General features: G+C 66.8%; 25 protein-coding genes. 12 read left to right on the plus strand and 13 right to left on the minus strand.

The window, feature by feature from the left end:
- Positions 1 to 27 precede the first annotated feature (27 nt).
- The 4 genes from AB4Y42_RS12330 to AB4Y42_RS12345 form a co-directional block, all read right to left on the minus strand.
- Positions 28 to 1,200 carry a diguanylate cyclase gene (locus tag AB4Y42_RS12330; protein ID WP_368694310.1) on the minus strand — a complete coding sequence of 391 codons (1,173 nt, stop codon included), beginning with the start codon at positions 1,198 to 1,200 and terminating at the stop codon, positions 28 to 30.
- 122 nt (positions 1,201 to 1,322) lie between these two features.
- Positions 1,323 to 1,907 carry a UbiX family flavin prenyltransferase gene (locus AB4Y42_RS12335; protein ID WP_368694311.1) on the minus strand — a complete coding sequence of 195 codons (585 nt, stop codon included), beginning with the start codon at positions 1,905 to 1,907 and terminating at the stop codon, positions 1,323 to 1,325.
- 413 nt (positions 1,908 to 2,320) lie between these two features.
- Positions 2,321 to 3,625 carry an NAD(P)/FAD-dependent oxidoreductase gene (locus tag AB4Y42_RS12340; RefSeq protein WP_368688874.1) on the minus strand — a complete coding sequence of 435 codons (1,305 nt, stop codon included), beginning with the start codon at positions 3,623 to 3,625 and terminating at the stop codon, positions 2,321 to 2,323.
- 376 nt (positions 3,626 to 4,001) lie between these two features.
- Positions 4,002 to 5,111 carry a purine nucleoside permease gene (locus AB4Y42_RS12345; RefSeq protein WP_368694312.1) on the minus strand — a complete coding sequence of 370 codons (1,110 nt, stop codon included), beginning with the start codon at positions 5,109 to 5,111 and terminating at the stop codon, positions 4,002 to 4,004.
- Between the two features lie 261 nt (positions 5,112 to 5,372).
- Between AB4Y42_RS12345 and AB4Y42_RS12350 the strand changes: the two genes are divergently transcribed.
- The 8 genes from AB4Y42_RS12350 (at position 5,373) to AB4Y42_RS12385 (ending at position 15,873) form a co-directional block, all read left to right on the plus strand.
- On the plus strand, positions 5,373 to 7,292 hold the full coding sequence (locus AB4Y42_RS12350; protein ID WP_368688876.1) for a potassium transporter Kup: 1,920 nt from the start codon (positions 5,373 to 5,375) through the stop codon (positions 7,290 to 7,292).
- Positions 7,293 to 7,441: 149 nt separating this feature from the next.
- Positions 7,442 to 7,951, plus strand: a complete 510-nt coding sequence (locus AB4Y42_RS12355) for a DUF1269 domain-containing protein (protein WP_368694313.1) — start codon at positions 7,442 to 7,444, stop codon at positions 7,949 to 7,951.
- A 391-nt stretch (positions 7,952 to 8,342) separates the two neighbouring features.
- Complete coding sequence (locus AB4Y42_RS12360) at positions 8,343 to 8,927, plus strand: DUF2760 domain-containing protein (protein WP_368694314.1); 585 nt, start codon at positions 8,343 to 8,345, stop codon at positions 8,925 to 8,927.
- Positions 8,924 to 10,768 carry an Hsp70 family protein gene (locus AB4Y42_RS12365; protein WP_368694315.1) on the plus strand — a complete coding sequence of 615 codons (1,845 nt, stop codon included), beginning with the start codon at positions 8,924 to 8,926 and terminating at the stop codon, positions 10,766 to 10,768. Before AB4Y42_RS12360 ends, AB4Y42_RS12365 begins: the two co-directional genes overlap by 4 nt.
- 5 nt (positions 10,769 to 10,773) lie before the next feature.
- On the plus strand, positions 10,774 to 13,569 hold the full coding sequence (locus AB4Y42_RS12370; protein ID WP_368694316.1) for an Hsp70 family protein: 2,796 nt from the start codon (positions 10,774 to 10,776) through the stop codon (positions 13,567 to 13,569).
- A gap of 84 nt (positions 13,570 to 13,653) precedes the next feature.
- Positions 13,654 to 14,364 carry a YceH family protein gene (locus tag AB4Y42_RS12375; RefSeq protein ID WP_133190258.1) on the plus strand — a complete coding sequence of 237 codons (711 nt, stop codon included), beginning with the start codon at positions 13,654 to 13,656 and terminating at the stop codon, positions 14,362 to 14,364.
- A gap of 24 nt (positions 14,365 to 14,388) precedes the next feature.
- The gene (locus AB4Y42_RS12380) at positions 14,389 to 14,640 is read left to right on the plus strand and encodes a cytochrome P450 (protein WP_368694317.1); all 252 of its coding nucleotides are present in this window, start codon (positions 14,389 to 14,391) and stop codon (positions 14,638 to 14,640) included.
- A 15-nt stretch (positions 14,641 to 14,655) separates the two neighbouring features.
- Entirely contained in the window at positions 14,656 to 15,873 is a 1,218-nt protein-coding gene (locus AB4Y42_RS12385; protein WP_368694318.1) for a cytochrome P450, read from the plus strand.
- 4 nt (positions 15,874 to 15,877) lie between these two features.
- Here the strand turns inward: AB4Y42_RS12385 and AB4Y42_RS12390 are convergent, their stop codons facing one another.
- From AB4Y42_RS12390 to AB4Y42_RS12400, 3 genes are all read right to left on the minus strand, one after another.
- A complete protein-coding gene (locus AB4Y42_RS12390) occupies positions 15,878 to 16,732 on the minus strand; it encodes an alpha/beta fold hydrolase (RefSeq protein WP_368688883.1) in 855 nt (284 codons plus the stop codon).
- A 246-nt stretch (positions 16,733 to 16,978) separates the two neighbouring features.
- Positions 16,979 to 17,365 carry an SgcJ/EcaC family oxidoreductase gene (locus AB4Y42_RS12395; protein WP_368694319.1) on the minus strand — a complete coding sequence of 129 codons (387 nt, stop codon included), beginning with the start codon at positions 17,363 to 17,365 and terminating at the stop codon, positions 16,979 to 16,981.
- Positions 17,366 to 17,419: 54 nt separating this feature from the next.
- A complete protein-coding gene (locus tag AB4Y42_RS12400) occupies positions 17,420 to 18,463 on the minus strand; it encodes a D-cysteine desulfhydrase family protein (RefSeq protein ID WP_368694320.1) in 1,044 nt (347 codons plus the stop codon).
- 219 nt (positions 18,464 to 18,682) lie between these two features.
- Here AB4Y42_RS12400 and AB4Y42_RS12405 point away from each other — a divergent pair, with 219 nt between their 5' ends.
- The 3 genes from AB4Y42_RS12405 (at position 18,683) to ubiM (ending at position 20,831) form a co-directional block, all read left to right on the plus strand.
- A complete protein-coding gene (locus tag AB4Y42_RS12405) occupies positions 18,683 to 18,892 on the plus strand; it encodes a hypothetical protein (RefSeq protein ID WP_035514678.1) in 210 nt (69 codons plus the stop codon).
- 269 nt (positions 18,893 to 19,161) lie between these two features.
- Positions 19,162 to 19,611 (plus strand): hemerythrin domain-containing protein, encoded by a 450-nt coding sequence (locus AB4Y42_RS12410; protein ID WP_368694321.1) that lies wholly within the window; start codon positions 19,162 to 19,164, stop codon positions 19,609 to 19,611.
- A 23-nt stretch (positions 19,612 to 19,634) separates the two neighbouring features.
- Positions 19,635 to 20,831 (plus strand): 5-demethoxyubiquinol-8 5-hydroxylase UbiM, encoded by a 1,197-nt coding sequence (gene ubiM, locus AB4Y42_RS12415; RefSeq protein WP_368694322.1) that lies wholly within the window; start codon positions 19,635 to 19,637, stop codon positions 20,829 to 20,831.
- A 2-nt stretch (positions 20,832 to 20,833) separates the two neighbouring features.
- On the opposite strand, the gene AB4Y42_RS12420 is transcribed toward ubiM, so the two are convergent.
- The 6 genes from AB4Y42_RS12420 to AB4Y42_RS12445 form a co-directional block, all read right to left on the minus strand.
- The gene (locus AB4Y42_RS12420; RefSeq protein ID WP_368694323.1) at positions 20,834 to 22,081 is read right to left on the minus strand and encodes a glycosyltransferase; all 1,248 of its coding nucleotides are present in this window, start codon (positions 22,079 to 22,081) and stop codon (positions 20,834 to 20,836) included.
- Positions 22,078 to 22,761 carry a TetR/AcrR family transcriptional regulator gene (locus AB4Y42_RS12425; protein WP_368694324.1) on the minus strand — a complete coding sequence of 228 codons (684 nt, stop codon included), beginning with the start codon at positions 22,759 to 22,761 and terminating at the stop codon, positions 22,078 to 22,080. The genes AB4Y42_RS12420 and AB4Y42_RS12425 overlap by 4 nt, the downstream gene beginning before the upstream one ends.
- Before the next feature lie 74 nt (positions 22,762 to 22,835).
- A complete protein-coding gene (locus AB4Y42_RS12430) occupies positions 22,836 to 23,816 on the minus strand; it encodes a hypothetical protein (RefSeq protein WP_368694325.1) in 981 nt (326 codons plus the stop codon).
- Positions 23,817 to 23,977: 161 nt separating this feature from the next.
- The gene (locus tag AB4Y42_RS12435) at positions 23,978 to 24,220 is read right to left on the minus strand and encodes an alpha/beta fold hydrolase (RefSeq protein WP_368694326.1); all 243 of its coding nucleotides are present in this window, start codon (positions 24,218 to 24,220) and stop codon (positions 23,978 to 23,980) included.
- The gene (locus AB4Y42_RS12440; protein WP_368694327.1) at positions 24,220 to 24,702 is read right to left on the minus strand and encodes an alpha/beta hydrolase; all 483 of its coding nucleotides are present in this window, start codon (positions 24,700 to 24,702) and stop codon (positions 24,220 to 24,222) included. The genes AB4Y42_RS12435 and AB4Y42_RS12440 overlap by 1 nt, the downstream gene beginning before the upstream one ends.
- Before the next feature lie 120 nt (positions 24,703 to 24,822).
- A complete protein-coding gene (locus AB4Y42_RS12445) occupies positions 24,823 to 25,287 on the minus strand; it encodes a hypothetical protein (RefSeq protein WP_368694328.1) in 465 nt (154 codons plus the stop codon).
- On the opposite strand from AB4Y42_RS12445, the gene AB4Y42_RS12450 reads away from it, so the two are divergent.
- Positions 25,266 to 25,862 (plus strand): hypothetical protein, encoded by a 597-nt coding sequence (locus AB4Y42_RS12450; protein ID WP_368694329.1) that lies wholly within the window; start codon positions 25,266 to 25,268, stop codon positions 25,860 to 25,862. The two genes, AB4Y42_RS12445 and AB4Y42_RS12450, sit on opposite strands and share 22 nt — an antisense overlap.
- Positions 25,863 to 25,871: the final 9 nt, after the last annotated feature.

Below are 25,871 nucleotides of genomic sequence, written 5' to 3' on the forward strand. Positions count from 1 at the left end.
CTGGAAGGCTGGGCGTGGCGTGAAGCGTCAAAGAACCAGCATTTCGAGCCGGTTGCCGCCCAGCGCTTTCGCGCTGTAGAGCGCGGCGTCGGCGGCGGCCAGCAGGTCGGAGAGCGTGGACGCTTCGTGACCGTGCTGCGCGAGGCCGATGCTCACCGTGGCGCGGATGGCGACGCCATCGACCTTGTTCATGGCAGTTTGAGCGAAACGCCTCGCGATCGCTTCGCCCACCGCTTTGGCGTGCACGCGGTCATGGCCCGGCAGCAGGGCGGCGAACTCTTCGCCGCCTATGCGCGCGAGGATCGCCTCGGGTCCCATGGCGCTGCGGGCAATGTCCGCGAACGTCTTGAGGACTTCGTCGCCGGTCTTGTGGCCGTAGCGATCGTTGATGGTCTTGAAGTGGTCGAGATCGAAGGCGAGCAGCGAAACTGGCTGGCGCGCCGCGGGCGGCTGACGCGACCCGACCTCGCTCATCACGCGCTCGCCTTCTTCGAAGAACCAGCGGCGGTTGCCAAGGCGGGTCAGGTAGTCCGTCTGGGACTCGCGCAACAGCTGCCCATGCGTTTCCTCGCGTACCAGCTTGATCAGGGCCATGGGCAGAATGATCGAATACAGCACGCCTTCATACATCGTGATCTTGCTGACGAGCGCGACGAAGCCGTCCCCATAGCGGCTCCCCAGCAACGGCAGGACAAAGGTCCTGAACACGTAGAAGAGCGCGTGGACTCCCGTGACGAACGTCGCGACGTGGCGCGATTGCCCGCCTTTCATGCCGTCGCCGCGCCGCAGCTCGCGCGAGGTCATGGCGCTCACCAGCGCAATGGGAAACGCGCTCGCGTAGTACCACATGGCCTGCGGATGCCGTGCGCCCCATGTGGCCCATGTCAGCGCGATCAACGCGAGCAGGGCGATCGAGGCCGCCCGGTAGTGCCGCCCGTTCAGCGTTGCGACGCCATGCAGGACCAGCAGATAGCCGGCCATCATGACGAGGTTGCTCAGGGCGGCGCCCCATACGCCGGGCAGATCGGCGCGCACGAGCACCGCGGCGCAGCCGGCCGCGAGGGTGGCGTAGCCCCCGGCCAGTATCCGCAATGCCTTGCTGCGCGCGGGATGCGTACGATGCTCCCAGAGCGTCATCAGGGAACTGGCTAGCAGGGTCCCGATCAGGAGGAAGTAGATGGTAAGTAGATCGACGTGCATCGCTGGCGTGAGGCTTCTACGCCGGTACTTCGCGGCGAACGCGCATTTTACGCCGAAACTTAATACCGCGATGGTCGTTCCCTGATTGTGTCCGGCGCGTGTCCCGGCGTGCCACTACGGCGTCACGCGTCGCGCCACGCCTCGATGCGTTCCGTATCGAGCCCGAACTGGTCGAGCGCGCGGCTCACCGAATGACCGACCATGTCCTGCAGGCTCACGGGCTTCGCGTAGAACGCGGGCACCGGCGCGAATACCACCGTGCCGGCTTCGGTCACCGTCGTCATGTTGCGCAGATGGATGAGGTTCAGCGGCGTTTCCCGCACCATCAGCACGAGCGGCAGGCGCTCCTTGAGCACCACATCGGCGGCGCGCGTGAGCAGCGTGCTGGTGACGCCCGAGGCGATCTCGCCGACAGTGCGCATCGAGCACGGCACGACGAGCATGCCGACGGTGCGGAACGACCCCGACGCGATGGAGGCGCCCACGTCGGCGATCGGGTGGACATGGTCGGCGAGCGCGTGCACGGCTTCGCGCGAGAGTCTCGACTCGTATTCGCGCGTGAGTTCGGCCGCGCGTGAGATCACGAGATGCGTCTCGACCTCCATCTCCCGCAACAGGCGCAATGTGCGCTCCGCATAGATGAAACCCGTGGCGCCGGTGACGCCGACGATCAGCCGCTTGCGGCCATGCAGGGCGCGCTTACTCATGATCGCCCCCGAACAGCGTGGGGGCGAACGGGCGCGGGTCCACTTCCTTGAACTTCGCCCGCACGAATTCGTCGCGCAGAGGGTACGGCGAACGGGTATAGCGAAGTGGTGATCGCTACGCGGGCGTATTATCGGTCGGCGGGGACGCGGGCTTTGATAGAGATGGTGGCGCTGGGGCGCGGGTGATTTTTTTGCTCGGGAGTCCGATTGATTTTTTTGTGCTCGCTCAGGGCGCTTTTGCCTTTTCTTGTTTTCGTGGCGGTACCCCGCACAGGGGCAACACTGGCATACCGCCACGAAAACAAGGAAAGGCCAAAACAGAAAAAGGCCAAAAAACCAAAAAGGCCAAAAAACCAAAAAGGCCAAAAAACCAAAAAGGCCAAAAAACCAAAAAGGCCAAAAAACCAAAAAGGCTAAGGACAATCCTGCATGGCAAGCCAATGCCGAATCATCCTTGCCTGATCGGCATCGAGCGACTTGAGCACCTGCTCAGCGGGCTCGCGCCGCAACGCCTCAACCACAGGCGCAAGCGCAGCATCGCAAAGATGCCAGATCCCAAGCGGCTGGTCCGGACTAGCGACCACATCCGCTTCGGCAATCATGCCGCCATCAATCACGGGCGCGCGCCCCACATTCAACTCGTTGAAATCGGCGCTCACGTGAGCCGGCCGGTCGTCGGGCCACGCACCACGCGTTTGCCAGAACGGCTGCGTCGTCCACCGCTGTTCGAGCGCATAGACATCGCGCCCGGTGCGCGCAAAGCGCATGAACAACTGCTCGATGCGCTGCTGATGAAAGCGCAGCGCGAGCGGCGCACGCTCGGGCCGCTCGAGCAGCGTATGGATCACCGCCGGTGCCTGCAACGCGGAGGTGAGCGACTGGAACACGCCATTGCCCGCGAGCGGATCGACGGCCATGGCGGCGTCGCCCACGCGCAACCAGTTATGGCCTCCAGTACGGCCGCATAGCGTGGCAGTGCTGCTGCGCGCGTAGAGGCGCGCGTCGGTCGCGGCGTCGCCCGCGAAGAAGTCGCTGGCAAGCGGCGAATGCCGCATGCGCTCGCAAAACGTGAGCAGTTCATCGCGCTGCGGCAGTTCGGGGTTCGTGACGTCCAGCGTCAATTGCCAGTAGCAGCGCCCGTCGCCCAGACGCGCCATCCATGCCCATCCGCCAGGCAGGCTTTCCACCGCCGTGGCTGCTGCGCCGGCACGGCCCTTCCAGACGTTCAGCAGGCTCACGGTTTGCGGGCCGCGCGTGGCGTCGCGCAACAGCGGCGCGAGGCGCCCGCGCGCTTCGATCAGAAAGTCCGCGCGTAACGTGAGCGGTCCGTCGGCGGTTTCGATCATGAGATCGTGACCTGCGGACGATGAATGCAGCGAGCGCACGTTCGCCTCGATCACGTCCACGCCCGCGCTGGACAGGTCCTCACGCAGGGCCGCATCGAACACGCGCCGGTCCACGAGAAATTCTGCGTCGAGTGTTTGCAGTGCGCCGTTCCAGAGCGTGGTGCGCACGCATGGCCCTTCGCCGCAACTGGCTGCGTGATGCAGGCCTGCGCGGCGCAACGCTTCGATCACCCGCGCCGATAAGGCTTCGGCAGCATCGAAGCGGCGCCAGTCGCTCACCACCTGCACGTGATAACCGAAGCCCACGAGCGCGCGCGCAACAGCTGCGCCCGCTGGTCCCGCGCCGAGGACGACAATGCTGGCGGTATTCATGACTTGCGCACTCGCGAATGCACATACGCGAGCACGCTTGCGAACATGATGTGCGTGACGGCATGAAGGGGAGGAAAGTAACGGTGCATGCTGTCCCCCGTGGAATCATGGCGCATCGCTTCGCGACCCCTGCGCTGCGCTCGAAGTGAGTGAGACCTAATCTGGCATAGATGCCGCGATAAAGCTATCCGGTCAAAGGAGGATTTCAGTAGCGGAAATCCCGCATTCCGATGCGCAATGCGTATGAACGACCGTGCGCTGTAATTGCTTTGCGAATTGGCGATGCATGCCGGGTAGCGGCATGCACCGATCGTCTGTATTCCTCACAAGGATGCTTCGTTGCGGTGAGGTAAAGCGGGGACAGGGCGTTATATGGCTAGCGAGGCGACGCCGCAGACGAATTCGCGGGAATGCCATTCTGCCATTCGCTCCAATGCGCGACGATGGTCTGCACGAGCGGATGGCCCGCGCGAAAGAGGTTTTCCAACGCAGGTGCGAAGCCGCCCTGGCTCGCATAATTCAGCAGATTTTCCGCGTTCGATTCGCCCGCATGCGGACGATCGAAGTCCGAGCCCGCGCGCAGCACGGCCACGCGATCGAGGTCCACGCGTTGCGCACGCGCCGCGCGGCTCAGTGCTTCGAACGTGGCGTTGTCCTCCTGCTGCGTCATGCAGTACACGCCTTGTCCGCCGGTCAGCTGGCGCGTGAACTCGCTCGCCCTCGCGCCGAGCGCCTTGCCCGACCACCAGGTATCGTCAGCGACCGAATCGCAACGGATCACCGTGGGCGGCCGGTTGGCGGGAGCGTAAGCATATTTCGCGCGCGCGGCCTGGGCCTGCGGGCTATCGGCGAGCGTCACGTCGCGCGAGATCGCCCAGGCGGCCGAGGTGAGCCTCGGGTTCAGGCGGAACACTTCGGTCCGGTAGTCGAGCGCGGGCTTGTCGTTGGGACTTTTCGTATTGATGCCGAGATAGCCGGTGTGCCAGCCGCGCGGGCGGCCGTCGCCGTCGATCTCCCACTGCAGGCCGAAATCGACGAGCCAGTCCGACCAGGCCGCCGAGCCGATCGTGCCATGCCCGGGGTTCACACCCGCGATGCCCGCGATCAGAAAGTAGGTCTTGCGCAGGTCGAACTGCGGCGCGAAGGCGAGGGCCATGGTCGAGGCGGCGGCGTTCGCGTGGCCCATGCCGGTCGTCATCACGCAGACGTCGTCGGCATTGCATTGCACATTGGGGTAGTCGGGCGAGAGGCCCGCGATTGTCACGGACTCCCAGGGACCGAGGCGATCGAGCCACGTCTTCGCTTCGGGTGCGAACATCGTCACGATCATGACTTTCACCGGACGTCCTTGTGCGGCGGCCCTCGCTTGCGCGAAGGCCGCGGGTTGCGCAGAAAGCGTTCCGGCGTCCTGTTGCGCTGAACGGGGCTGCGCCGCGCAGGCAGCAAGCGCCAGCGCGGCGCAGAGGAGCGTGAGGCGGGTTCGCATTGTGCATGTCCTTATGGTTGTACGCGTACCGGGCGACCCGATTGATCGGGCGAATGTTCAGCAAAATACGTTCGACTATGACAGTTTTGCGAATGCACGGCGCCTCGCATGGCGCTGTTGCCGTTGTGCGCCACGCCAGGCGCATTTTCGCGCCAAGTTCCTATACTTCGACTAATGCGCCCAATGAGGCAGCCTCGCCAACACGAAGCGACAAGGCCGCGCGGCCCCCCGGCCCGCATGCGGCAGCACCAGGAGGGAGACATGGGACAATCCGCATCCGCGGCGCACGGGCACCTTGGCGACTCCGGCCCGCATCGCCCGGCGCTTCCCGCGCTCGCGCTGGCCGCGCTCGGCGTGGTCTACGGTGACATCGGCACGAGCCCGCTCTACACGCTCGCCACGGTGTTCGATCCCGGCAACGGCCTTGCGGTCAATGCTTTCAATATCGTAGGTATCGTTTCGCTGATCTTCTGGTCGCTCATGATCGTCGTCTCGCTCAAATACGTCGCGCTCATCCTGCGCGCGAACAATCACGGCGAGGGCGGCATCATGGCGCTGCTTGCGCTCGCAGCTTCTTCGGTGGCGTCGCGGCCGCATCTGCGTGCCGCGCTGCTCGTGATCGGCGTGATGGGCGCGGCGCTCTTCTTCGGTGACAGTGTGATTACGCCGGCCATCTCGGTGCTGAGCGCCGTCGAAGGCCTCGAAGTGGCCGAGCCTGGCCTCAAGACCTATGTGATTCCGGTGACGCTTACGGCGCTGATCGTGCTGTTCGTCACGCAGAAGCACGGCACGGGCGGCATCGGCGCCGTGTTCGGTCCGGTGATGGTGCTGTGGTTCGTCGTGATCGCCGCGGCAGGCGTGGCCAACATCGCCTCCGCGCCGGCCGTGCTGTTCGCGCTCGATCCGCGCGAGGGCATCGCGTTTTGCCTGCATCACCGCTGGCTCGCCTTCGTGGCGCTGGGCGCGGTCGTGCTCTCGCTCACGGGCGCCGAAGCGCTCTATGCCGACATGGGCCACTTCGGCAAGCAGCCTATTCGCCTCACGTGGTTCGGCATGGTGTTTCCCGCGCTCGCGCTCAATTACCTCGGGCAGGGCGCGCTGCTGCTGGCCAACCCGGGCGCCGTGCAAAACCCGTTCTACCGACTCTTCCCGCAATGGTCGATCGTGCCGATGATCGTGCTTGCGACCGTCGCCACCGTCATCGCCTCGCAGGCCGTGATTTCGGGCACGTATTCCATGGCGATGCAGGCCATGCAACTCTCCTTCCTGCCGCGCATGAATATCGTGCACACCTCGGAGCGCGAAATCGGGCAGATCTACGTGCCCGGCATCAACTGGATCCTGCTCGTCGCCGTGGTCGCCGCGGTGGTGGGTTTCCGTTCGTCGACGGCGCTCGGCTCCGCTTACGGCATCGCCGTGACCGGCACGATGCTCATCACGACGTTCCTCACGTTCTTCGTCGTGCGTTACGCGTGGCACTACAACTGGCTGCTGTGCGTGTTCGCCACGGCATTCTTCTTCGTGATCGACGCCATGTTCTTCTCCGCCAACCTGCTCAAGATCGTGGATGGCGGCTGGTTCCCGCTCGTGATCGGCGCACTGATGTTCACGGTCATGGCGACCTGGGGCAAGGGCTGGGAAATGATGGCGGCGGAAGCGCGCGAGCGCGCCGGCAAGAAGCCCCTCAAGCCCTATCTCGCGGCGCTGCTGGAGAGCTCGCCGGTGCGCGTGGGCGGCACGGCGATCTTCCTCACGCCGAACGCCGACGCCGTACCGCACGCGCTCGTCAACAACTTGCGGCACAACCGGGTGTTGCACGAACGCGTAGTATTCCTGAGCGTGAAGACGAAGAGCGTGCCATGGGTGGCCGAGAGCGAGCGCGTGATGGTCGAACTGCTCTGTCCGGGCTGCTACTGCGCCATCGTCAATTACGGATTCAAGGACGAGGTGGACTTGCCGTGCACGCTCGCCGCGTACAAGTCCGCGGATTTGACGTTCGATCTCGACGAGACGTCGTGGTTCCTCAGCCGCGCCGTGGTGGTGCCGAAGCGCGGCCATGGCATGGCGCTCTGGCGTGAGCGTCTGTTCGCGGTGATGCTGCACAACGTCGGCAATATCGCGGCGTTCTTCAAGCTGCCGGCCAATCGCGTGATCGAGGTCGGGGCGCGCGTCGAGATCTAGGCGGCTCGACGCGCCTGGGTTGTCGCGCAAACGCGTGCCAGGCTGTCGCGCTGGCGGGAACTCAGGCGTAGGATGATCGGAATCGCATCGTAGTCATGCGGCAGCGGGCCGGTTGCAAGCGGCTCGCCGCATGACGGAAGGAGGGCATCATGAGACGCCTCTATTTCCTCGCTCCCGACACCACCACGGCGCAGGCGATCGTCGACGATCTGCTGCGTGCGCGCATCACGTGGCGTCATATCCATGTGCTCGCCAATCACAGCGTGGGGCTCGATCGCTTGCCCGAGGCTTCGCTGCTGCAGCGCAGCGACGTCGTGCACGCGCTGGAGCGCGGCGTGATGTTCGGCGCGGCGACCGGCGCCATCGTCGGTCTCGTCGCGCTGATATTTCCGCCTGCGAACTTCGATATCACGGGCGGGGTGGTCGTCGCGCTGACGCTCGCAGGCATGATATTCGGCGCGTGGGTGGCCGGCATGATCGGCGTGGACGAACCGAACACGCGGCTCTCGCGCTTTCACGGGCCGATCGAGGACGGCCAGTTGCTGGTCATGGCCGATGTGCCCGGCTCGCGCGAAGCGGAGATCGAGGCCAACATCGCGCAGCATGTGCCGCGCGCCGACGTGGAAGGCGCGGAAGCGACGACCCCCATCTTTCCGTGAAAGTGCCGGGGCTTGATAGCGAATCACGGCGGCGGCGCAGGCCTTGAGCGTTTGCCCACGCCGCCTGTCGTCGAATTCGCGCCCCATTTCATCCGCCTTGTCGCGCCTTTTTAGGGCCGCAGCGTTCAGCCACTGACCGCCGAGGTTCAGCCGCGCCGCCCGCCCGCCGCCAACGTCCCGCGCCCGCCGCCGGGCCCGCCATTCCCTCGCCAAATCCGCATTTTGACCGGCTTGCGCCCGCGACAAGGCAAAATACGGGTTTTGAGCCCGTGCCGGGCTCGAGTTTCCCCTGCCGGCCGCCTCCTTTCAGGCATCGATCGGGCCTCGTTGCGAGCCCGGCAGGTCGGCTCGCCTCGTCTGCGAGCCCTCAAGCGATATTGGAGTCGTCTACATGCCCGAATCGAATCTGTCTTTCTTCGGCCGCCTTTCGGTCGCGCTGGGATCGTTCTTCGCGATCCTCGGCGACGGCGAGCTCGCCGCCAACGTGCGCCGTCTGCGTGAAGGCGGGCTTGCACCCGCCGCCGCCGCGCCCACGCCCGCCGCGGCGCCGGTCGCGAAGCCGGCACCGGCACCCGCACCCACCGTCATCAAGGAAGCCACGCCCGACGCCGCACTCCAGCTGCTCGGCCTGCTCCAGCGCAACGCGCGCTTCGTCGATTTCGTCGAGGAAGACATTGCCGGCTATGCCGATGCGGATATCGGCGCCGCCGCCCGCATCGTCCACGAAGGCTGCCGCGCCACGCTGCGCGACCACTTCGCGATCCGCCCGGTGCGCAGCGAGTCCGAAGGCTCGCGCGTGACGCTGCCGGCCGGCTTCGACGCCGCCGCCGTACGCCTGACCGGCAACGTGGTGGGCGAGGCGCCGTTCAGCGGCAGCCTCACGCATCGCGGCTGGCGCGTCGAGGAGGTCAAGCTGCCGCAACTCGTCAAGACGCACGACGCGCGCATCATCGCGCCGGCGGAGGTGGAGCTGTGAGCGATCCACGTTATTCGATTGGCGTCGACCTGGGCACGACGCATTGCGCGCTGTCCTACGTCGACCTCAGCGCCAGCGATGGCGAAAAGACCCAGCAGGGCGTGCTGAATGTGACCCAGCTGACTGCGCCGGGCACACTGGAATCGCCCGACCTGCTGCCTTCGTTTCTCTACTTGCCGCATGCGGGCGAGCTGACGCCGGGCGACCTCACGCTGCCGTGGACCACCACGCGCGAGTACGCCGTGGGCGAGCTTGCGCGCAGCCGTGGCGCGGGCACGCCGATCCGCCTCGTGTCGAGCGCCAAAAGCTGGTTGTGCCACCCCGGCGTGGATCGCCGCGCGGCCATTCTGCCCAACGACGCGCCGCCCGAAGTCACGCGCGTGTCGCCGCTCGAAAGCTCGGTGCGCTATCTCACGCACCTGCGCGAGGCCTGGGACCACGCGCATCCCGAGGCGCCGTTCGGCGAGCAGGAGATCACCGTCACGATCCCGGCCTCGTTCGACCCGGCCGCGCGCGAGCTGACGGCCGAGGCGGCGCAGGCGGCGGGCTACGCCAACATGACGCTGCTGGAAGAGCCGCAAGCGGCGCTCTATAGCTGGATCCAGAAAAGCGGCGGCGCGTGGCGCAAGGACGTGAAGGTCGGCGACATCATCCTCGTCGTGGACGTGGGCGGCGGCACGACCGACCTTTCGCTGATCGCCGTGGTCGAGCGCGAAGGCAATCTCGAACTGCACCGCGTGGCCGTGGGCGAGCACATCCTGCTCGGCGGCGACAACATGGACCTCGCGCTCGCGCACGTGGTCGCGCGCAAGCTCGCGACCCAGGGCACGCAGGCCGATCCGTGGCAACTGCGCGCGCTGACCTATGCGTGCCGCTCGGCCAAGGAAACGCTGCTCAGCGACGCGACTGTCGATACGGTGCCGATCGTCGTGCCGAGCCGCGGCTCGAAGCTGATCGGCGGCTCGATTCGCGCGGAACTCACGCGCGCCGAACTCACGCAGATCATTCTCGAAGGCTTCTTCCCGCAGGTGGACGCGGCCGCGCGTCCCGCCGTGCGTACGCGCGTGGGTCTCACGCAGCTTGGCCTGCCGTACGCGCAGGACGCGGGCGTCACGCGCCATCTCGCGGCCTTCCTCGGCCGCCAGGTGCAGGCGCTCGCGGAACTCGAAGGTTTTGGCGCGCCGCCCGCAGGCGCGAGCTTCCTGCATCCCACGGCGGTCCTTTTCAACGGCGGCGTGTTCAAGTCGGCGCTGCTCTCGCAACGCGTGCTCGATATCCTCAACGGCTGGCTCGCGGCCGAGGGCGCGGCGCCCGCGCGCCTGCTCGGCGGTGCCGATCTCGACCTCGCGGTGGCGCGCGGCGCGGCCTATTACGGCTACGTGAAGCGCGGCAAGGGCGTGCGCATTCGCGGCGGCACGGCGCGCGCGTATTACGTGGCCGTCGAATCGGCCATGCCGGCGGTGCCGGGGCTCGAGCCGCCGGTGTCGGCGCTCTGCGTCGCGCCGTTCGGCATGGAAGAGGGCACGGAGGCGGCGCTGCCGCCGCAGGAGTTCGGCCTCGTCGTAGGCGAGCCCGTGCACTTCCGTTTCTTCGGCTCGTCGGTGCGCCGTCTGGATCAGGTCGGCACGATGCTCGACTACTGGTCGCCCGAAGAATTGCAGGAGCTGGAGGAAATCCAGGCCACGCTGCCGACCGAAGGCCGTACGCCCGGCGAAGTCGTGCCCGTGAAGCTGCACGCGCGCGTGACGGAAGCGGGCACGCTCGAGCTCGAAGCCATGCCGAGCGGCACGAACGAGCGCTGGAAGGTCGAGTTCGACGTGCGTGGCGGAGCAGGCGACTGAGCCCGATGAAGCCATACGTCGTCGGCATCGACCTGGGGACGAGCAATACCGTCGTGGCGTACGTGGAGGCAGGCGGCGACGCCATCCGCGTGTTCGACGTCGAGCAGCTCACCGGCCTCGGCGAAGTGGGCGCGGAAAAGATGCTGCCTTCCGCGCGTTATCACCCGGCGGCGGGCGAGCTTGCGGCAGGCGATCTGCGCTTGCCGTGGCGCGCGCCTTCACCAGGTGACGACGCCGTCATCGGCCGCCTCGCGCGCACGCTCGGCGCGCAGGTGCCCGGCCGGCTCGTAGCGAGCGCGAAAAGCTGGCTCTCGCATGCGGCGGTGGACCGCCTCGCGCCGATCCTGCCGTGGGGCGCGCCCGACGACATCGCCAAGGTCTCGCCGGTGACCGCGAGCGCGAGCTATCTCGCGCACGTGCGCGCCGCGTGGAACCATCGTTTCCCGCATGCGCCGCTCGAAGATCAGGACGTGGTGCTCACCGTGCCCGCCTCGTTCGACGACGGCGCGCGTGCGCTCACGCTCGAAGCGGCGCGCATGGCGAAATTGCCGGCGCTGCGCCTGCTCGAAGAACCGCAGGCCGCGTTCTACGACTGGCTGTATCACCATCGCGCGACGCTCGACGCGGAGCTGGGCGCGTCGCGCCTCGTGCTCGTGTGCGACGTGGGCGGCGGCACGACCGACCTCACGCTCATCAAGGTGCAGTTCGAGGGCGGCGAGCCGCAGCTCACACGCATTGGGGTGGGCAATCATCTGATGCTCGGCGGCGACAACATGGATCTCGCGCTCGCGCATCTGGCCGAAAGCCGGCTCGCGAACGCGCAAACGCGCCTGAGCGCGGCGAGCCTTTCGCAGCTCGTGGAGCGCTGTCGCGTCGCGAAGGAGCAGTTGCTCGACGCGAGCGCGCCCGAGTCCGTGCCGATCACGCTGCTCGGCGCGGGCGCGCGGCTCGTGGGCGGCGCGCGCACCACTCAGTTCGGCCGCGAGGAAGTCGCGCAGATCGTGGTGGACGGCTTCTTCCCGATGGGCACTGCCGGCGACCTGCCGCGCCGCTCGCGCGCGGCGATCGTCGAGTTCGGCTTGCCCTATGCCGCCGATCCGGCCATTACGCGTCATATCGCGGCATTCTTGCAGCGCTTCGCGGCGCAGTCGCGCGAGGCGCTGGGTTCTTCCGGCGCGGCCGTTGAACCGGAAGCCGCGTTGCCCATGCCCGACGCGCTGCTGCTCAACGGCGGCGTGTTCCGCGCCCGCTCGCTCGCGCAGCGTCTGGCCGATACGCTCGGCGCGTGGCGCGGCGAGCCGCTCAACGTGCTGCAGAACGATCAGCCCGACGTGGCCGTCGCGCGCGGTGCGGTCGCCTATGCGCTCGCGCGCTCGGGCAACGCGCCGCGTATCGGCGGCGGCTCGCCGCGCAGCTACTTTCTCGTCCTCGACGAAGGCGCGGCAGCCGATGCCGCTGCGCGTGGCGTGTGCGTCTTGCCACGCGGCACGGAGGAAGGCCACGAACTGCATCTGGACGACCGCACGTTCGCGTTGCAACTGGGCCAGCCGGTGCAGTTCCACCTCGCATCAACGGTGGCCGACACTGCGTGGCAACCCGGCGAGCTGGCCGATCTCGCGGCGGGCGACTTCGTGCGCCTGCCGCCACTCGCAACGGTAGTGCCCGCGGGCGGCGACGCAAAGGCGGCGCGCGAGCGTCCCGTCAAGCTCACGACCGCGCTCACCGAAGTCGGCACGCTGGAGATGCACTGCATCGCGACCGACGACGCCTCGCAGCGCTGGCTGCTCGAATTCGCGCTGCGCCGCGCGGAGCACGAGGGTGGTGTGGGCGCGGCAAGCGGCGAGTCGCGCCATGCGGGCCTCGACGAAGCGATCGAGGCGATCGAGCGCGTGTTCGGCGCGCGCTCCGCCAAGGTCGACACGAAGGAAGTGAAGCGCTTGCGCGCGCATCTCGAAGAGCGGCTCGGGCCGCGCCAGAACTGGGACGGCCCGCTCCTGCGCGAGCTGTTCGGCGCGCTCTGGGAACGCGCGGGCAAGCGCCGGCGCTCCGCCGATCACGAACGCCTGTGGCTGAACCTCGCCGGCTTCTGCCTGCGTCCGGGGTTCGGCTATCCGCTGGACGAATGGCGCGTCGAGCAACTCTGGTCGCTCTTCGACGACGGCATCCAGTTCGTGGGCGAAGGCCAGGTGTGGTCGGAGTGGTGGACGCTCTGGCGGCGCGCGGCAGGCGGCCTGAACGAGGCGCAGCAGGACGAGGTGCTGGCGGCGATGACGTACCTCGAAGAGGCCGCCGGCTCGAAGCGCCACAAGCTGCCCTTTGACGCCGCGAAGCTGGGCGTGCCGGACATGATCCGGCTCTATGCGTCGCTCGAACAGATTGCGGCCGAGCGCAAGATCGAGATCGGCGAGCGGCTGTTGCAGCGGCTCCAGAAGCCTTCCGAGAATCATCAGACGTGGTGGGCCGTGGGCCGCATCGGCGCGCGCCAGCCGTTCTACGGCAGCGCGCACGGCGTGGTGCCGCCGCAAACCGCCGTGCTCTGGCTCGACGCGATTCTCGCGCTCGACTGGAAGAAGATCGAACCGGCGATGTTCGCCGCCGCGCAAATCGCGCGCATGACGGGCGACCGTTCGCGCGACCTGCCCGCCGAGTTGCGCGAGACCGTGGTGCGCCGCATGGAGTCGGCGAACGCGCCGCCTGGGTGGGTCACGATGGTGCGCGAAGTCGTCGCGCTCGACACGGCGGACACGGGCCGGGTGTTCGGCGAGGCGCTGCCGGCGGGGCTGAAGCTGATCGCGGGCTGAGCGACGCGTGACTTCTGCAGGAAGCCCGGCGCGCGTATGATCGAACGCCTGATTCCAACTGAAATACAGCGGACTGATCTGCCCATGAATTCTCCTGCCGATGCTTCCTCGCCGCGCGCCTTGCGCGCGCTCTCGCCGATCGAGGCGCGTATCGTCGGCGTGCTGGTCGAAAAGCAGCACACGGTGCCCGACACCTATCCGCTCTCGCTCAACGCGCTCACGCTCGGCTGCAACCAGAAGACCGCGCGCACGCCGGTCATGAACGTGAGCGAAGCCGAAGTGCTGGCCGCGATCGAAGACCTCAAGCTGCTGAGCCTCGTGTTCGAAGGCAGCAGCAGCCGCGTGCCGCGCTTCGAGCACAACCTGAATCGCGTGCTCGGCGTGCCGAGCCAGGCCGTGGCGCTCCTGACCGTGCTGCTGCTGCGCGGCGCGCAGACGGCGGCGGAATTGCGCCTGAACTCGTCGCGCCTGCACGGATTCGCCGATGTCTCGTCGGTCGAAGGCTTCCTGGAAGAACTGGCCGAACGCGAGCCGCCGCTCGTCGTGAAGCTGCCGCGCGCGCCGGGCGAGCGCGAAAGCCGCTGGATGCATCTGCTGTGCGGCGAGGTCAACACGGCGAGTTTCGTCGCCGCGGGGACCATCGCGCCCGGGGCGCGCGAGGAGGCCGGTGAGAGCGTTTCGCTCGCGGACTTCGAGGCGGTGCGCGCCGAACAGCAGCGTCTCGCCGACGAAGTCGCACGCCTGCAAACGCTCGTCGCGCGCATGGCCGCCGAACTGGGCATGTCGCTCGACTGAGCATCGCCACCCCGCCGTCGCGCCATGGACGCCGCCGCCGCCTCCGCCCAGCGCCTGCGCCAGGTGCGCGACCTGCCGTGCCCGCGCGGCTTGCCGCTCATCGGCAATCTGCATCAGCTGAACGCGCCGAAACTGCATCGCGTGCTCGAACAGTGGGCCGAGGAACTCGGCACGCCGTATCGCTTCCAGATCTGCGGCATGCCGGTCACGGTCTGGAGCGACGCGGAGCTGAGCCAGAGCGTGATGCGCGAGCGTCCGCATCGCTACCGGCGTTAAGCGTCGCTCGAACCCGTGCTCGCCGAAATTGGCTGCAACGGCGTGTTCTCGGCTGAAGGCGCGGCGTGGGAGCCGCAGCGCCGGCTCGTCATGCAGGCGCTTTCCGTGCCGCACCTCCGCGCGTTCTATCCCACGCTGCAGGCGATCACGGCGCGTCTGCACGACCGCTGGCAGCGCGCGGCCGAGCGCGGCGACGTGGTCGAGATGACCGACGACCTCAAGCGTTACACGGTGGATGTGACGTGTGCGCTCGCGTTCGGCGAGGACCCGCGCACGCTCGAGCAGGAGCGCGGCGTCATTCAGGAGCATCTCGCGCAGATTTTCCCGACGCTCATGCATCGCGTGAACGCGCCGTTCCCGTACTGGCGCTATGTGCGTTTGCCGCGCGACCGCCGCACGGACCGGGCGCTCGCCGAAGTGCATCGCACGATACGCGGCATGATGGCGCGCTCGCGCGAGCGCATGCGCGACGAGCCGTCCGATGCGCCGCGCCATCTGCTCGAAGCGATGCTCGCGCTGCGCGATGCGCCGGGCTCCGACGTGACCGACGACATCATCGCGGCCAACGTGCTCACGCTGCTGCTGGCGGGCGAGGACACCACGGCTAATGCGCTCGCGTGGTCGCTCTACTATCTAAGCGCCGACGAACCGCTGCAGCAGCGCCTCGCGAGCGAAGCGCACGCGGTGCTGGGCGCACACGCAGTGTGTCCGGACTATGGCCTCGTGAAGGACCTCGACCTGTTCGAAGCGGTGTGCAGCGAAACGCTGCGCTTGCGTCCGGTGGCCGCGATCATGGCGTTCGAGCCCGTGGAGAATGTGCAGGTGGGCGACGTCGCGTTGCCCGCCGGTTCGAAGATGTTCTTTCTCACGCGCCCACCCATGCTCGACGCGCGCCACTACGCGCAGCCCGGGCGCTTCGATCCTGACCGCTGGCTGCGCGGCAACGCGGCTTGCGCGACTGACGCGCGCGTGCACGATCCGCGCGCGTGGGTGCAGTTTGGCGCCGGGCCGCGCGTGTGTCCGGGGCGGCATCTGGCGGCCATGGAAATGCGCCTCGTGCTCTCCACGCTGATGAACCGCTTCAAGGTGACGCTGGCCGCCGATCCCGCGACGATCGAGGAGATCACGGCGTTCGCGATGGTGCCGAACCGCATGCCGGTGCGGCTGGAATTGCGGCCAACGGTTGTCGAGTCGCTTCGACCACAGGCGACATATCAACCGGGCCGTGACTGAAGTCTCAACCTTGCGTGATGAAGGTATGGACGTGGGTGTTGAAGAGGTCGGGATGCGTGCCGTTCATACCGTGCGTGGCGCCCTTGATCGTGACGCGGCGCGCGAACTCGATCCACTCGTCCAGCGCTTCGACGTTGTTGCGGAACATGAGCGGGCTGCGCTGGCCGTCGATCAGCAGCGTGCGGCACTTGATCTCGCCGGCGGCGCGCGGCGCGTAAGGCGGCAGCGGGTCCTGCAACTGCTTGGGCAGCGTCGTGGCGTTCGCGATGGCCATCTGGCGAAACGCCGCCGAGCCTTTCTTCCAGGCGCCCGGCACGCTCACGGAGTCCACGAACAACTCGAGTCCCGCTTCGACGTCGCCGGCGTGGATGAGGTCGGCTGCGCGCGTGCGCAGCGCGTTGGTGGCGGGAGGCAGCGCGGCTTCGTCGTCGTCCACGCGCGAGAGCGGGCCGCCCGGGTCGGCCAGCACCAGCGTGCGCACGAGGCGCGGATAGCGGCGCGCGAGATGCCACGCCACGCAGCCGCCACGCGAATGGCCCACGAGGTGCACCGATTCGAGACCGAGCGCGGTGATGAAATCGGCCAGCTCGGTGACGTGGCTCTCCCAGCCGAAATCGCCCTGGATGCAGGCGTCTGCCGCGGGCCAGTAATGGCTCAGGCTCGGCGCGATGCAGCGGAAATGCTCCGACAGGCCGTTGAGTTGCGGCGTCCAGTAGCGGTAATCACAGAGCGATCCGTGGACGAACAGCAGCGGCTCGCCATCGCCGCGCTCGAGGAACGGCAGGGCAATGCCCGAGTGCAACGTCGCGTACGACAGGTCGGGCGCAGCAAGTAGGGAGGGATCGATGCGTTGGTTCAAGGAGTGGCTCCGAGCGTATGAGCGTCACTTTGCCGCAACCGAACGATTAAGGGAAACTCAATAAACTGAAGGAATCGATAAGGTTTTCTGATTCGAAAAAGAGGCGTAACGCGGCGAGGCCTGTCGCGCGGGGCTGTTCTCTTTCAGTGCTGAAAGCAAGCGGGTGCGCCCACGCCGCTGGCGGCCTGGGGCGCGGCGGCCGAATCGTGGGTTGTCGCGGCGCCGGCCGCGTTCGCGGCGGAGGATTTACGTCTTCGGTGCGACGAGATTGGCGTCGCGCGCGAGCAGCCAGCGTCCGCTCGCATCCTTGCGCACCAGCGTGAGCGTGTAGCCCGCACGCCGCATGGGCAGGGCCGCGCCCGGCGGCGTAATGGAAATGTCGATGCGATTGCGTAGAAAGGCCCAATCGCCTAATACCTGCAGTTCCACGATCTCGGCCGTGCCTTCTATGCGCATGTCCTGCTGCGCTTGCGAAGCCGCGGCAAACTCGGCCTTGCCGAACGGCTCCTGGCCGGGCACCGTGAACACCACGTCGTCGGTCATCAGGCTCAGCACTTTGGCGGTGTCGCCGGCGCGGCTGGCTTCCATCCAGGTTTGCACCAGCTCGCGAATGGCGCGTTCGTCATCGGTCATCGTGGACTCCCTCGTGTTTCATTTCTACGGTTCTGGAATGCGCCGCGCGGCGCCTCAAAACGCACTGCGATACGCGAACAGGCCCGGCAAGCCGCCGGTCATGACGAAGAGGACGTTCTCGCCGCGCGCGAAGCGTCCCGATCGTGCGGCTTGCACGAGACCGGCGAATGCCTTGCCGCCGTACACGGGGTCGATCAGCAGGCCTTCTTTCGAAGCGACGAGCCGCACGGCCTCGCGCATCGCGTCGGTTGGAATGCCGTAGCCGTCGCCGAGCTGGGCTTCGTCGATCACGATCGAGCGGCCCTCGATGCGCCGCGCCGGATCGATCAACTCGAGCGTCTTGCCGGCCTTTTCGAGCGTGGCGGCGTGGGCCTGCTCAGCCTTCGCGAGCACGGTGTACGCAAGCACGAGGCTCGGGTCGAGGCCCAGCGCCGCGAAGCCGGCGGCGAGCCCTGCGTGCATGCCGCCGCTGCCGTTGGGCACGACGATGCGCGCGAAGCGCAAGCCCTGTGTATGGGCCTGGGTCATGATTTCGGCCGCGCACGCCGCGTACCCCAGACACCCCACCGGGCTCGACCCGCCCAGCGGGCACACGTAGACCTTGCGGCCCTGGGCGCGCAGCTCGTCGGCGCGCGCCTGGGCGAACTCCAGGGCATTGGCCGTGCCGGAGAGGTCGTGCACGCGTGCGCCGAGCAGGTCGTCGAGCAGGATGTTGCCGTTCTCCAGATACTCGAAGTCGTCGCGCGGCACGGCCCGCGTGAGCACGAGTTCGCACTGCAGGCCCGCTTGCGCCGCCGCAGCTGCCGTCAAGCGCGCATGGTTCGACTGGCGCGCGCCCACGGTGACGATGGTGTCCGCGCCCGCAGCCAGCGCTTCGCCCACCAGGAACTCCAGCTTGCGCAGCTTGTTGCCGCCGCCGCCGAGGCCAGTGAGATCGTCGCGCTTGACATAGACATTCACGCCCCCAAGTTCGTGGCTTAGCCGCGGCAATGGCTGGATCGGCGTGGGTCCTTCCAGCAGTGCGCGGCGAGCATGCTGCGAAAGATCGAGCTGATACGGGGACGCGGAATGTGTCACGGCATTCGTTACGGTAGTCATCGGGCTCTCGCTGTCTCGCAGTTTGAATGGGAGTGTGGCTGGCGGCATTTGCATTTGCCAAGCGTCGAATAATAACCAGGGTAACGCTCGAATGATGCGCAACGCCTCAGGGTTCTCACGTCCACGTAATTCCGTATTGCGTCGCAGCAAGGAGGTTTTTAGACTGATTCTTATCCAGGCAATCGTCCGAGACGATATTCCCACCACGGGAGGCTTCAAATGAATATTTTTCAATCGCCGAGCCAACCATCGAGTCCGAGGCTGCACGTATTCGAACAGGAGGGCGGCTGGCACTGGGGTATCACCATAGAGCGTTCGGCAGGCGGCGGGTTCAAGGTCATCGCGTACAGCGAGAAGACGTTCCGCGCCGAAAACGAAGCACAATCCGACGGCGACCGCGCCCTCGTCAATCTCGCCGAACTGGTTTGAGCCGCGCGCCGCGCGTGTTTTCGCGTCTGCGGCACCTTTCCTCGCATCCTTCCACGTTTGCGGCCCGCGCTCCCCGCGCTGTGCCGGAATCGATGTTTCTTTTCGTCTGATCGCTTCGCCTGCATGTGCTCATGCCGCGTCCATCGGCCTCAGTGACCGATCGTGCGACGTTTGCTAAAAATCAGCGCGCAATCTCATGTGCCCCGGTATCTTGAAAAATTGCCCGAGAGGGCTTTTCAGACCGTTCGCGTACGCCGTCACTCTCCCTCATGACCTCACCCGCGCAGCGCCCCTCGCCGACACTTGCGCCCGATCTGCAACTGGGCGAACCCATGACCGATACGATGCATGCCGAGTTCGTCGCGCTGCTCGATGCGCTGGCGCGCGCGAGCGACGAAAGCTGGCTCGGCGCGTTCGACGCGTGGGCGGCGCATACGAAGCAGCATTTCGCACAGGAAGAAGCGTGGATGGAGGAAATGAACTTCGGTCCGCGCCATTGCCATGCGGGCCAGCATCGGCACGTCCTGAACGTGGCAGGCGAGGTGCGCAGGCAAGTCGCCGACGAGGGGCGCTTCGACACGCGGCGGCAACTGGTGGGCGAACTGCACGAATGGTTCGCCTGGCACGTGAAGTCGATGGACGCGCTCATGGTCGAAGCCCTGCGCGAACGCGGCATCGCGAAGGTCGATCAGGCCGATCAGGCCGATCAAGCCGTCTGAGTCACATTCCAATCGTTCGATTCATGCAAGCAGATATCGTAATCGTGGGCGCCGGGCCGGTGGGGCTGTGTCTCGCACGCTCGCTCAGTGGTGTTGGCCTCAAGATCGTCGTCGTCGAGCAGCAGCGCCTCGCCGACATCAACGAGCCGCAGTTCGACGGGCGCGAGATCGCGCTGACCCAAAAGTCGGTGCGCGCGATGCGCAGGTTCGGGCTTTGGGATCTCATCGACCCGCACGCGCGTGCGCCGCTGCGCAGCGCGAGGGTGTTCAATGGTCCCTCGCCGGGGGCGCTCGAGATCGGACACGATCTGAGCGGCCACACGGAGCTGGGCTGGCTGGTCTCCAATCACCTGATTCGCAAGGCCGCGTACGAGGCGCTGCGGCAAAGCACGGCGGAGCATGGCGACGTGACGCTGCTGGCGGCGCAACAGGTCAGCGCGGTGAACGCCGGTGAGGATCAGGCGAGCGTGACATTGGAGAGCGGTGAAACGCTCTCGGCGAAGTTGATCGTCGCGGCGGACAGCCGCTTCTCGTCCACGCGCAAGATGATGGGCATTGCTGCCAGCATGCACGATTTCGGCAAAGCGATGCTGGTTTGCCGCATGACGCACGAAGCGCCTCACGAGCACGCCGCGTGGGAATGGTTCGGCTACGGTCAGACGCTCGCGTTGCTGCCCATGAACGCGGAGCGCTCGACGAACGCGCATCAGTCGTCGGTCGTGCTCACGCTGCCCGTGGGCCAGGTCAATGAGATCGCCGCGCTTGCGCCCGACGCGTTCGCGCGGCATATCGAGGATCGTTTCATGCACAGGCTGGGCGCAATGAAGCTGGCGAGCACGCGGCATGTGTATCCGCTCGTGGCCGTCTATCCAGAGCGCTTCGTCGGCAAACGCTTCGCGGCCGTGGGCGACGCCGCGGTCGGCATGCATCCGGTGACCGCGCATGGGTTCAATTTCGGGCTGCTCGGTGTGGAAACCTTAGGTAACCGGATCATCGAAACGCACAAGAGCGGCTTCGACATCGGGGCTGCCTCGGTTTTGCAGCGCTATGAAACCCAGCACCGCCGCGCGACCAAACCGCTCTATCTCGCGACCCGGTTCATCACCGACGTCTACACGAACAACAGCGCGCCCGCGAAACTGGCGCGCGACTTCATGCTGCGCGCGGCTTCGAAACTGATGCCGTTCAGGAAGGCCATCGCAGCTTCGCTGACCGGCTGACTTCACGCGCCCTCGCGCACATCGACCGCAACGATGCGCTCGAGCACGGCCACCGCGTTCGCTACGCCGTTTTCAGCACGCATCGTTTCGCCTAGTGCGCGGGCGCGGCTGCGCACCGTATCGCTGGCGGCAAAGTCGAGTGCGTTCGCGAACGCTCGGGCAGTGGGCTTGCGTCCGTCGACTGCCGGCGGGGCGACGCCCGCCTCGCGCAGACGCTCCGCCCAGAAGAACTGGTCGCCCGCAAACGGCGTAACAATGGAAGGCACCCCGGCGCGTGCTGCGGAGTGCGAAGTACCGGAGCCGCCGTGATGAATGACGGCGGCGGTGCGCGGGAACAGCCAGTCGTGCGGCGTATCGCCGACGACGAAAAAGTTTTCGGGTAGCGCCTTCGGATCGATGCCGCTCCAGCCCGGGTAGAAGAGTGCGCGCCGACCCCGCATCGCTTCGATCAGGGCATCGAGCAGCCGCGCATTGTCGAAGCCCGTCATGCTGCCAAAGCCGATATAGACGGGCGCGTCTCCCGCAGCGAGAAAGCGCGCCAGTGCGACCGGCGGCGTCCATGCCGGGCTCGGCGCAAGCCACTGTCCGCAAAGATGGGCGTTGGCGGGCCAGTCGGCGGGCGCGCCCAACAGGTTTGGCGAGACGCCATACACCATCGGGTGGTCCTTCCATACCGCCTCGCGCGGCGGCAGGCCGAACATCGCGCGCGCGGCGTTGGTCCTGTCGCGGAACGCCTTCCAGAGCAGGCTGTTCACAAGACCGTGGCTGGCGCGGTTGAGCACGCGCGGCACCCACCTGGGCGGCAAGAACGGCGAGGGGAAGGCCGCAGTCGGCGTGAGCGGGATCATGCCCGAGCCGATGCCTTTCGCGCCCAGATACTCCGCCGCGGAAAGCCCCACGAACGCGGCCAGTCCGGCACCCAGAATCGCATTGCAACCCTCGCCCGCCTCGACGATGGTGCGCATCCACGACTGCGCGTTTTCGTTGGCGATTTTCGCGAGCGCGCGTGCGGTCTCGTTGAAGCCGCCGCCCTTGGCGACGACGCCCGCGATCGCGTGGTCCGGGCGCAGCATGCCGCGAATGTCGCCGGCCAGCGCCGTGGCCGGCACGCCGAGTGCATGGGCGCTGCCAAGCGTGGCGGCGTCGGCGAGCAGGCGCGCTTCGTGCCCGGCGTCCATCAAGCCGCGGCACAGCGCGGCGAACGGGCGCGCATCGCCCTCGGTGCCGTAGGTCGCGATCAGCAGCTTCATGGGGCCTTTTTCCTCGATTTCGGCACGGCCTTCCGGGGAGCAGTCCGGGCCGCCTGCGCGGGCAGGGCCGCGCCGTGCAGGAACAAATCGATCGCTGCGGCAAACTCCTTGCGCAGTTTCAGGCGCGGTTCGGCGAGCCAGCGCAGCATGGCGCCGAGGTAAAGGTGGTGGAACGCGAGGGCTAGCCGCGCCGCGTCGAGATCGTCGCGCAGTTCGCCTTGCGCCTGCGCGCGCCGGACGAGCCAGCCAAAGGTATCGGCGATGTCGCTGAGCTGCTCGCTGTCCCGCGACGGCGAAGGTTCCGTGCCGATGCCGAGAAAGCGAAACCGCAGGTAAGGCGCGAGGTAGTCCGGGTGCGCCTCGCACCAGCTCGCGGAATGATCGAGCACGAGCCGCGCGCCCGCGGCGAAGCCCGGTGTGTGTTCGAGCCTCGCGTGCAGCGCCGCGAGATTCGCAGCCAGTTCGAGATGCAGCCAATGGGCGAGCACCGCCTCTTTCACCGGGAAATGGTTGTACAGCGTGCCCTTGGCCACGTCCGCTGCGGCGGCGATCTGCTCCATGGTCACCGGTTCGTAACCGTGAGTTACGAACAGCGTGGCGGCGGTACGCGCGAGATGCTCCAGGGTCTGGAGGCGTTTGCGGTCGCGGCGGCCTGGCGAAGCGGGCGTGGGCGTGGACATGTGAACGATGAATAATATTGAACGACGTCCAATATTATTCACAAATCGTCTGCAAGTATTGCCCGAGGGGCCGATCAGTGATGCCAGAAGAGGGGATCCTGACGGGAGCGGCTGTCGCCTGCCTGCGCATACTGACTTTCCCGTGACCATGTCCGGCCATTGCGCTTGCCGGCGGCCGGCTGGTGCTCGGTGCTGGCGAGCGTGAGCAGGTGCCTCGCTTCGCGGCTCGATGCGTCGACTTCCACCGCATGCCCCGCGTCTTGCCGCACGCAAGCCCATTCGCGCTCGCGCGCGCATTGCCGCGCTTCGCCGATCAGCGCGTGGCGCTGCTGCTCGCGCGCGACGAGGTCGGCTTGCATCTGCTGCGCTTCTGCGTTGCCGGGCTCTACGGCCAGCGCACTCGTGAGCGCCCTGCGTGCGGGCCAGAGGCTGTTCTTGTCGAGATTCAGACGCGCGCTGGCGAGATTGCTCGCGACCTCGGGATGCGCACTCGCATAGTGCGGCGCGGCGGCCGGGCGTGAGACGGCCGGCGCATTCGCCTGGGCGACGCGGCGCTGCGCCGCGTTCGCACGCGGCAGGACAGCGGCCGGCCGGTTAGTCAGCGCGGTGACGGCGCCACTAGTGCGATTGCCCTGCGTGCCCTGCGCGCCCTTCAACCCGCTCACGGACCCCACGATCACCTGTGCGCCGAGCTTCGGCGCCCATTCGCTGCGATGCACGAACGCATAGCCGGTGAGCGCGATCGCGAGCGCGCCGAGACCCGCCCAGGCATAGCGCGGCAGCCGCTTGCGCTCGGCGACGTGTTCCTCGTCGATCGAAGGGTACTCACCGTCGTAGGGCCGATTGGCGCCAAGGGCCAGGTTCGCGCGCAAGCGCTCGGCAACCCCGTGCGCGCGTTCGTCCGGCAGGCCTGCGCTTGCGGCTGCGATGCGGGCCGCGGCGGCCACTTGATTCGCGCCGCATTGGGGGCAGAGTGCGAGCGGCGCATTGAACCTGGTCCCGCAGTAGGGGCACTCCGACGGATCGGAATCGTCGTGACCAGGGGCGTTGAGCATGGGAGGAGCGCGCTTTCGCTTCGATTGACGAATTGCCGCAAAACCGGTGCCTGATTTACGCACTCATTTGAATATGGGCCAGTTCGCCGTGAAGATCAATCGGCGGATTCCGCCAGCCTGGCGGATCTGGACAGGCGACGCGCCGGCGAGCGGCACCTGCCTTATGTGCCTGATGGCTCCACGCAGCCGATGATCGTAGCGATGGCAGTGGCATCCAGCGTCAGGCCGATATGCCCCACGCCGGGCACGATCGTGACCGGCACGTGCGCGCCGGCTTCCTCGAACGCCGCCGCGTATTCGCGGGCGTGAAAAACCTCGTCGTCGGCGCCGGCCAGCACGTGCAGCGGCTGCCGCGCGCCGCGTATGTCCGCGCGGTAGTCGTCGTGCGGGCGGAAATTCTGCATCAGGTTGAACGAATACTGCGGCGTGAGTTCGTCGCGGACCTCGGGCGCGAGCGCATAGGCGATCGTCGGCAGATGATTGAAGACGCGGATGCGCAGACCGTTGAGCAGGCGATCGTGCCCTTGCGTCCCGATTCGCCGTGACCGCGTATATCGGGCACGCAGGCCGTGTAGCCCGTGGCGGCGAACTGGCGCGCGAGCGGGTGGAGGCTCGCGCTGCTTGCCGACGATCCGTGGATGAGCACGACACACGCGTGCGGCGCACCCGCCTGCGGCAGGTAGGCGCGCCAGGCGAGCGATGCACCGTCTCGCGCCGTATAACGGCGCAGCGCGGGAAGGTCGGAAAAGTCGACCTCCTTGAACGGCGCGTTGATCGATTCGAGCGGCTCGGGCTGCCTCGGGCCGCCCTTGACGAGCGCGACGGCTGCGGCAGCGATGGCGGCGAGCGGAACGGCTTGCGAAGCGGCAACGGCGCTGAAAGCCACGGGCGGACCTCGTGTACGTTATGGGTTGATGGTCTTGCCGACAGTGATGATAGCCGACTTGCCACCCATATCATCGGGTCTCCGAAACATGATGCGCGCCGGATTGCGGCGCCGTGCCGCTCAAATGAATAGCGAAATGATGCCGCCGAGCGTAATGCCTGCTGCGATCCAGCGCCCAAGCGTATAGGTGTGGTTCGGGTCGGCTGGCGCGTCGGGACGCTCGAGCCCCAGCGCGCCATAAACGAGCGATTTCATGGGCTGCGCGTTGGCCGACGTCGCTATCGCGCCGGATGCGTCGCTCGTGTCGGTGGCATCGCTGGTATCGTTCGTGTCGCTCGTGCCGGCAGCATCGCTCGCGTCGGCCGCAGCGTCGTCGCTGTCCGCGGTATCGTCGCTCGATGCGGCCGCATAGCCTTGCGGCGAAATCTGCACGGCATCGTCCTGCGATGTGGACGGCGCGATGGTCGTCGACACGTCGCTCGACTGCGCGCCGTCCTGTTCTGCCTGGTCTGAAGCCGCGCCCGCACGGAGTGTGTTCGTGTTGGCGCTGCCGTTGGCGAACTGTGTCGCCGCCCCGATTTGCATGGTCGACTCCTTTCGACTTCCTTATGCCTGCAATAATCGCAGGTCCAGCGCTGAAACGACTCACGAATAACGCTGAAAAATTCGCGATATTTCGCGGCCAATTCTCTTGCCCAGCCTGCGACAATATCGGTATCCGCAACGTCGTGCGCGTATTACCGCGCGACGTCTGCCTGATCCTCCCCACCCGCAAGAAGAAGTACGCCTCGACGTCGAATGTGGATGAAGTCTCTGCGCCTCACAAATCCGTTCACGTTCGCGAAGAGGCGAGCTTGAAGCGCCCGTCACGTCGCGAGATTTTCGAGGCGCTTTATCGCACGCACTATCTGCAAGTCCACACGCGCCTGCCCGATGCGCTCGAGCGCGATCACAACGACGACTATTCGCAAAGCGGCGCACAGATCGCCTGGGAGATCTGGCAGGCCGCGCACTCACACGCCATCGAACTTGCGGCGCAGCAATGCGAACTGCGCCAGAATCGGCACGTTCATCAGGATCACAAAGCAATCTGCCGGATTTGCGCGTGCGATATTCGCGCTCTGCAGGCGGATGCAGAGCGCGATGAAGATGTGGCGTAAGGAACGTGC

The sequence above is a fragment of the Paraburkholderia sp. EG286B genome (assembly GCF_040965655.1).
In the GTDB taxonomy this organism is placed as follows: Bacteria; Pseudomonadota; Gammaproteobacteria; order Burkholderiales; family Burkholderiaceae; genus Paraburkholderia.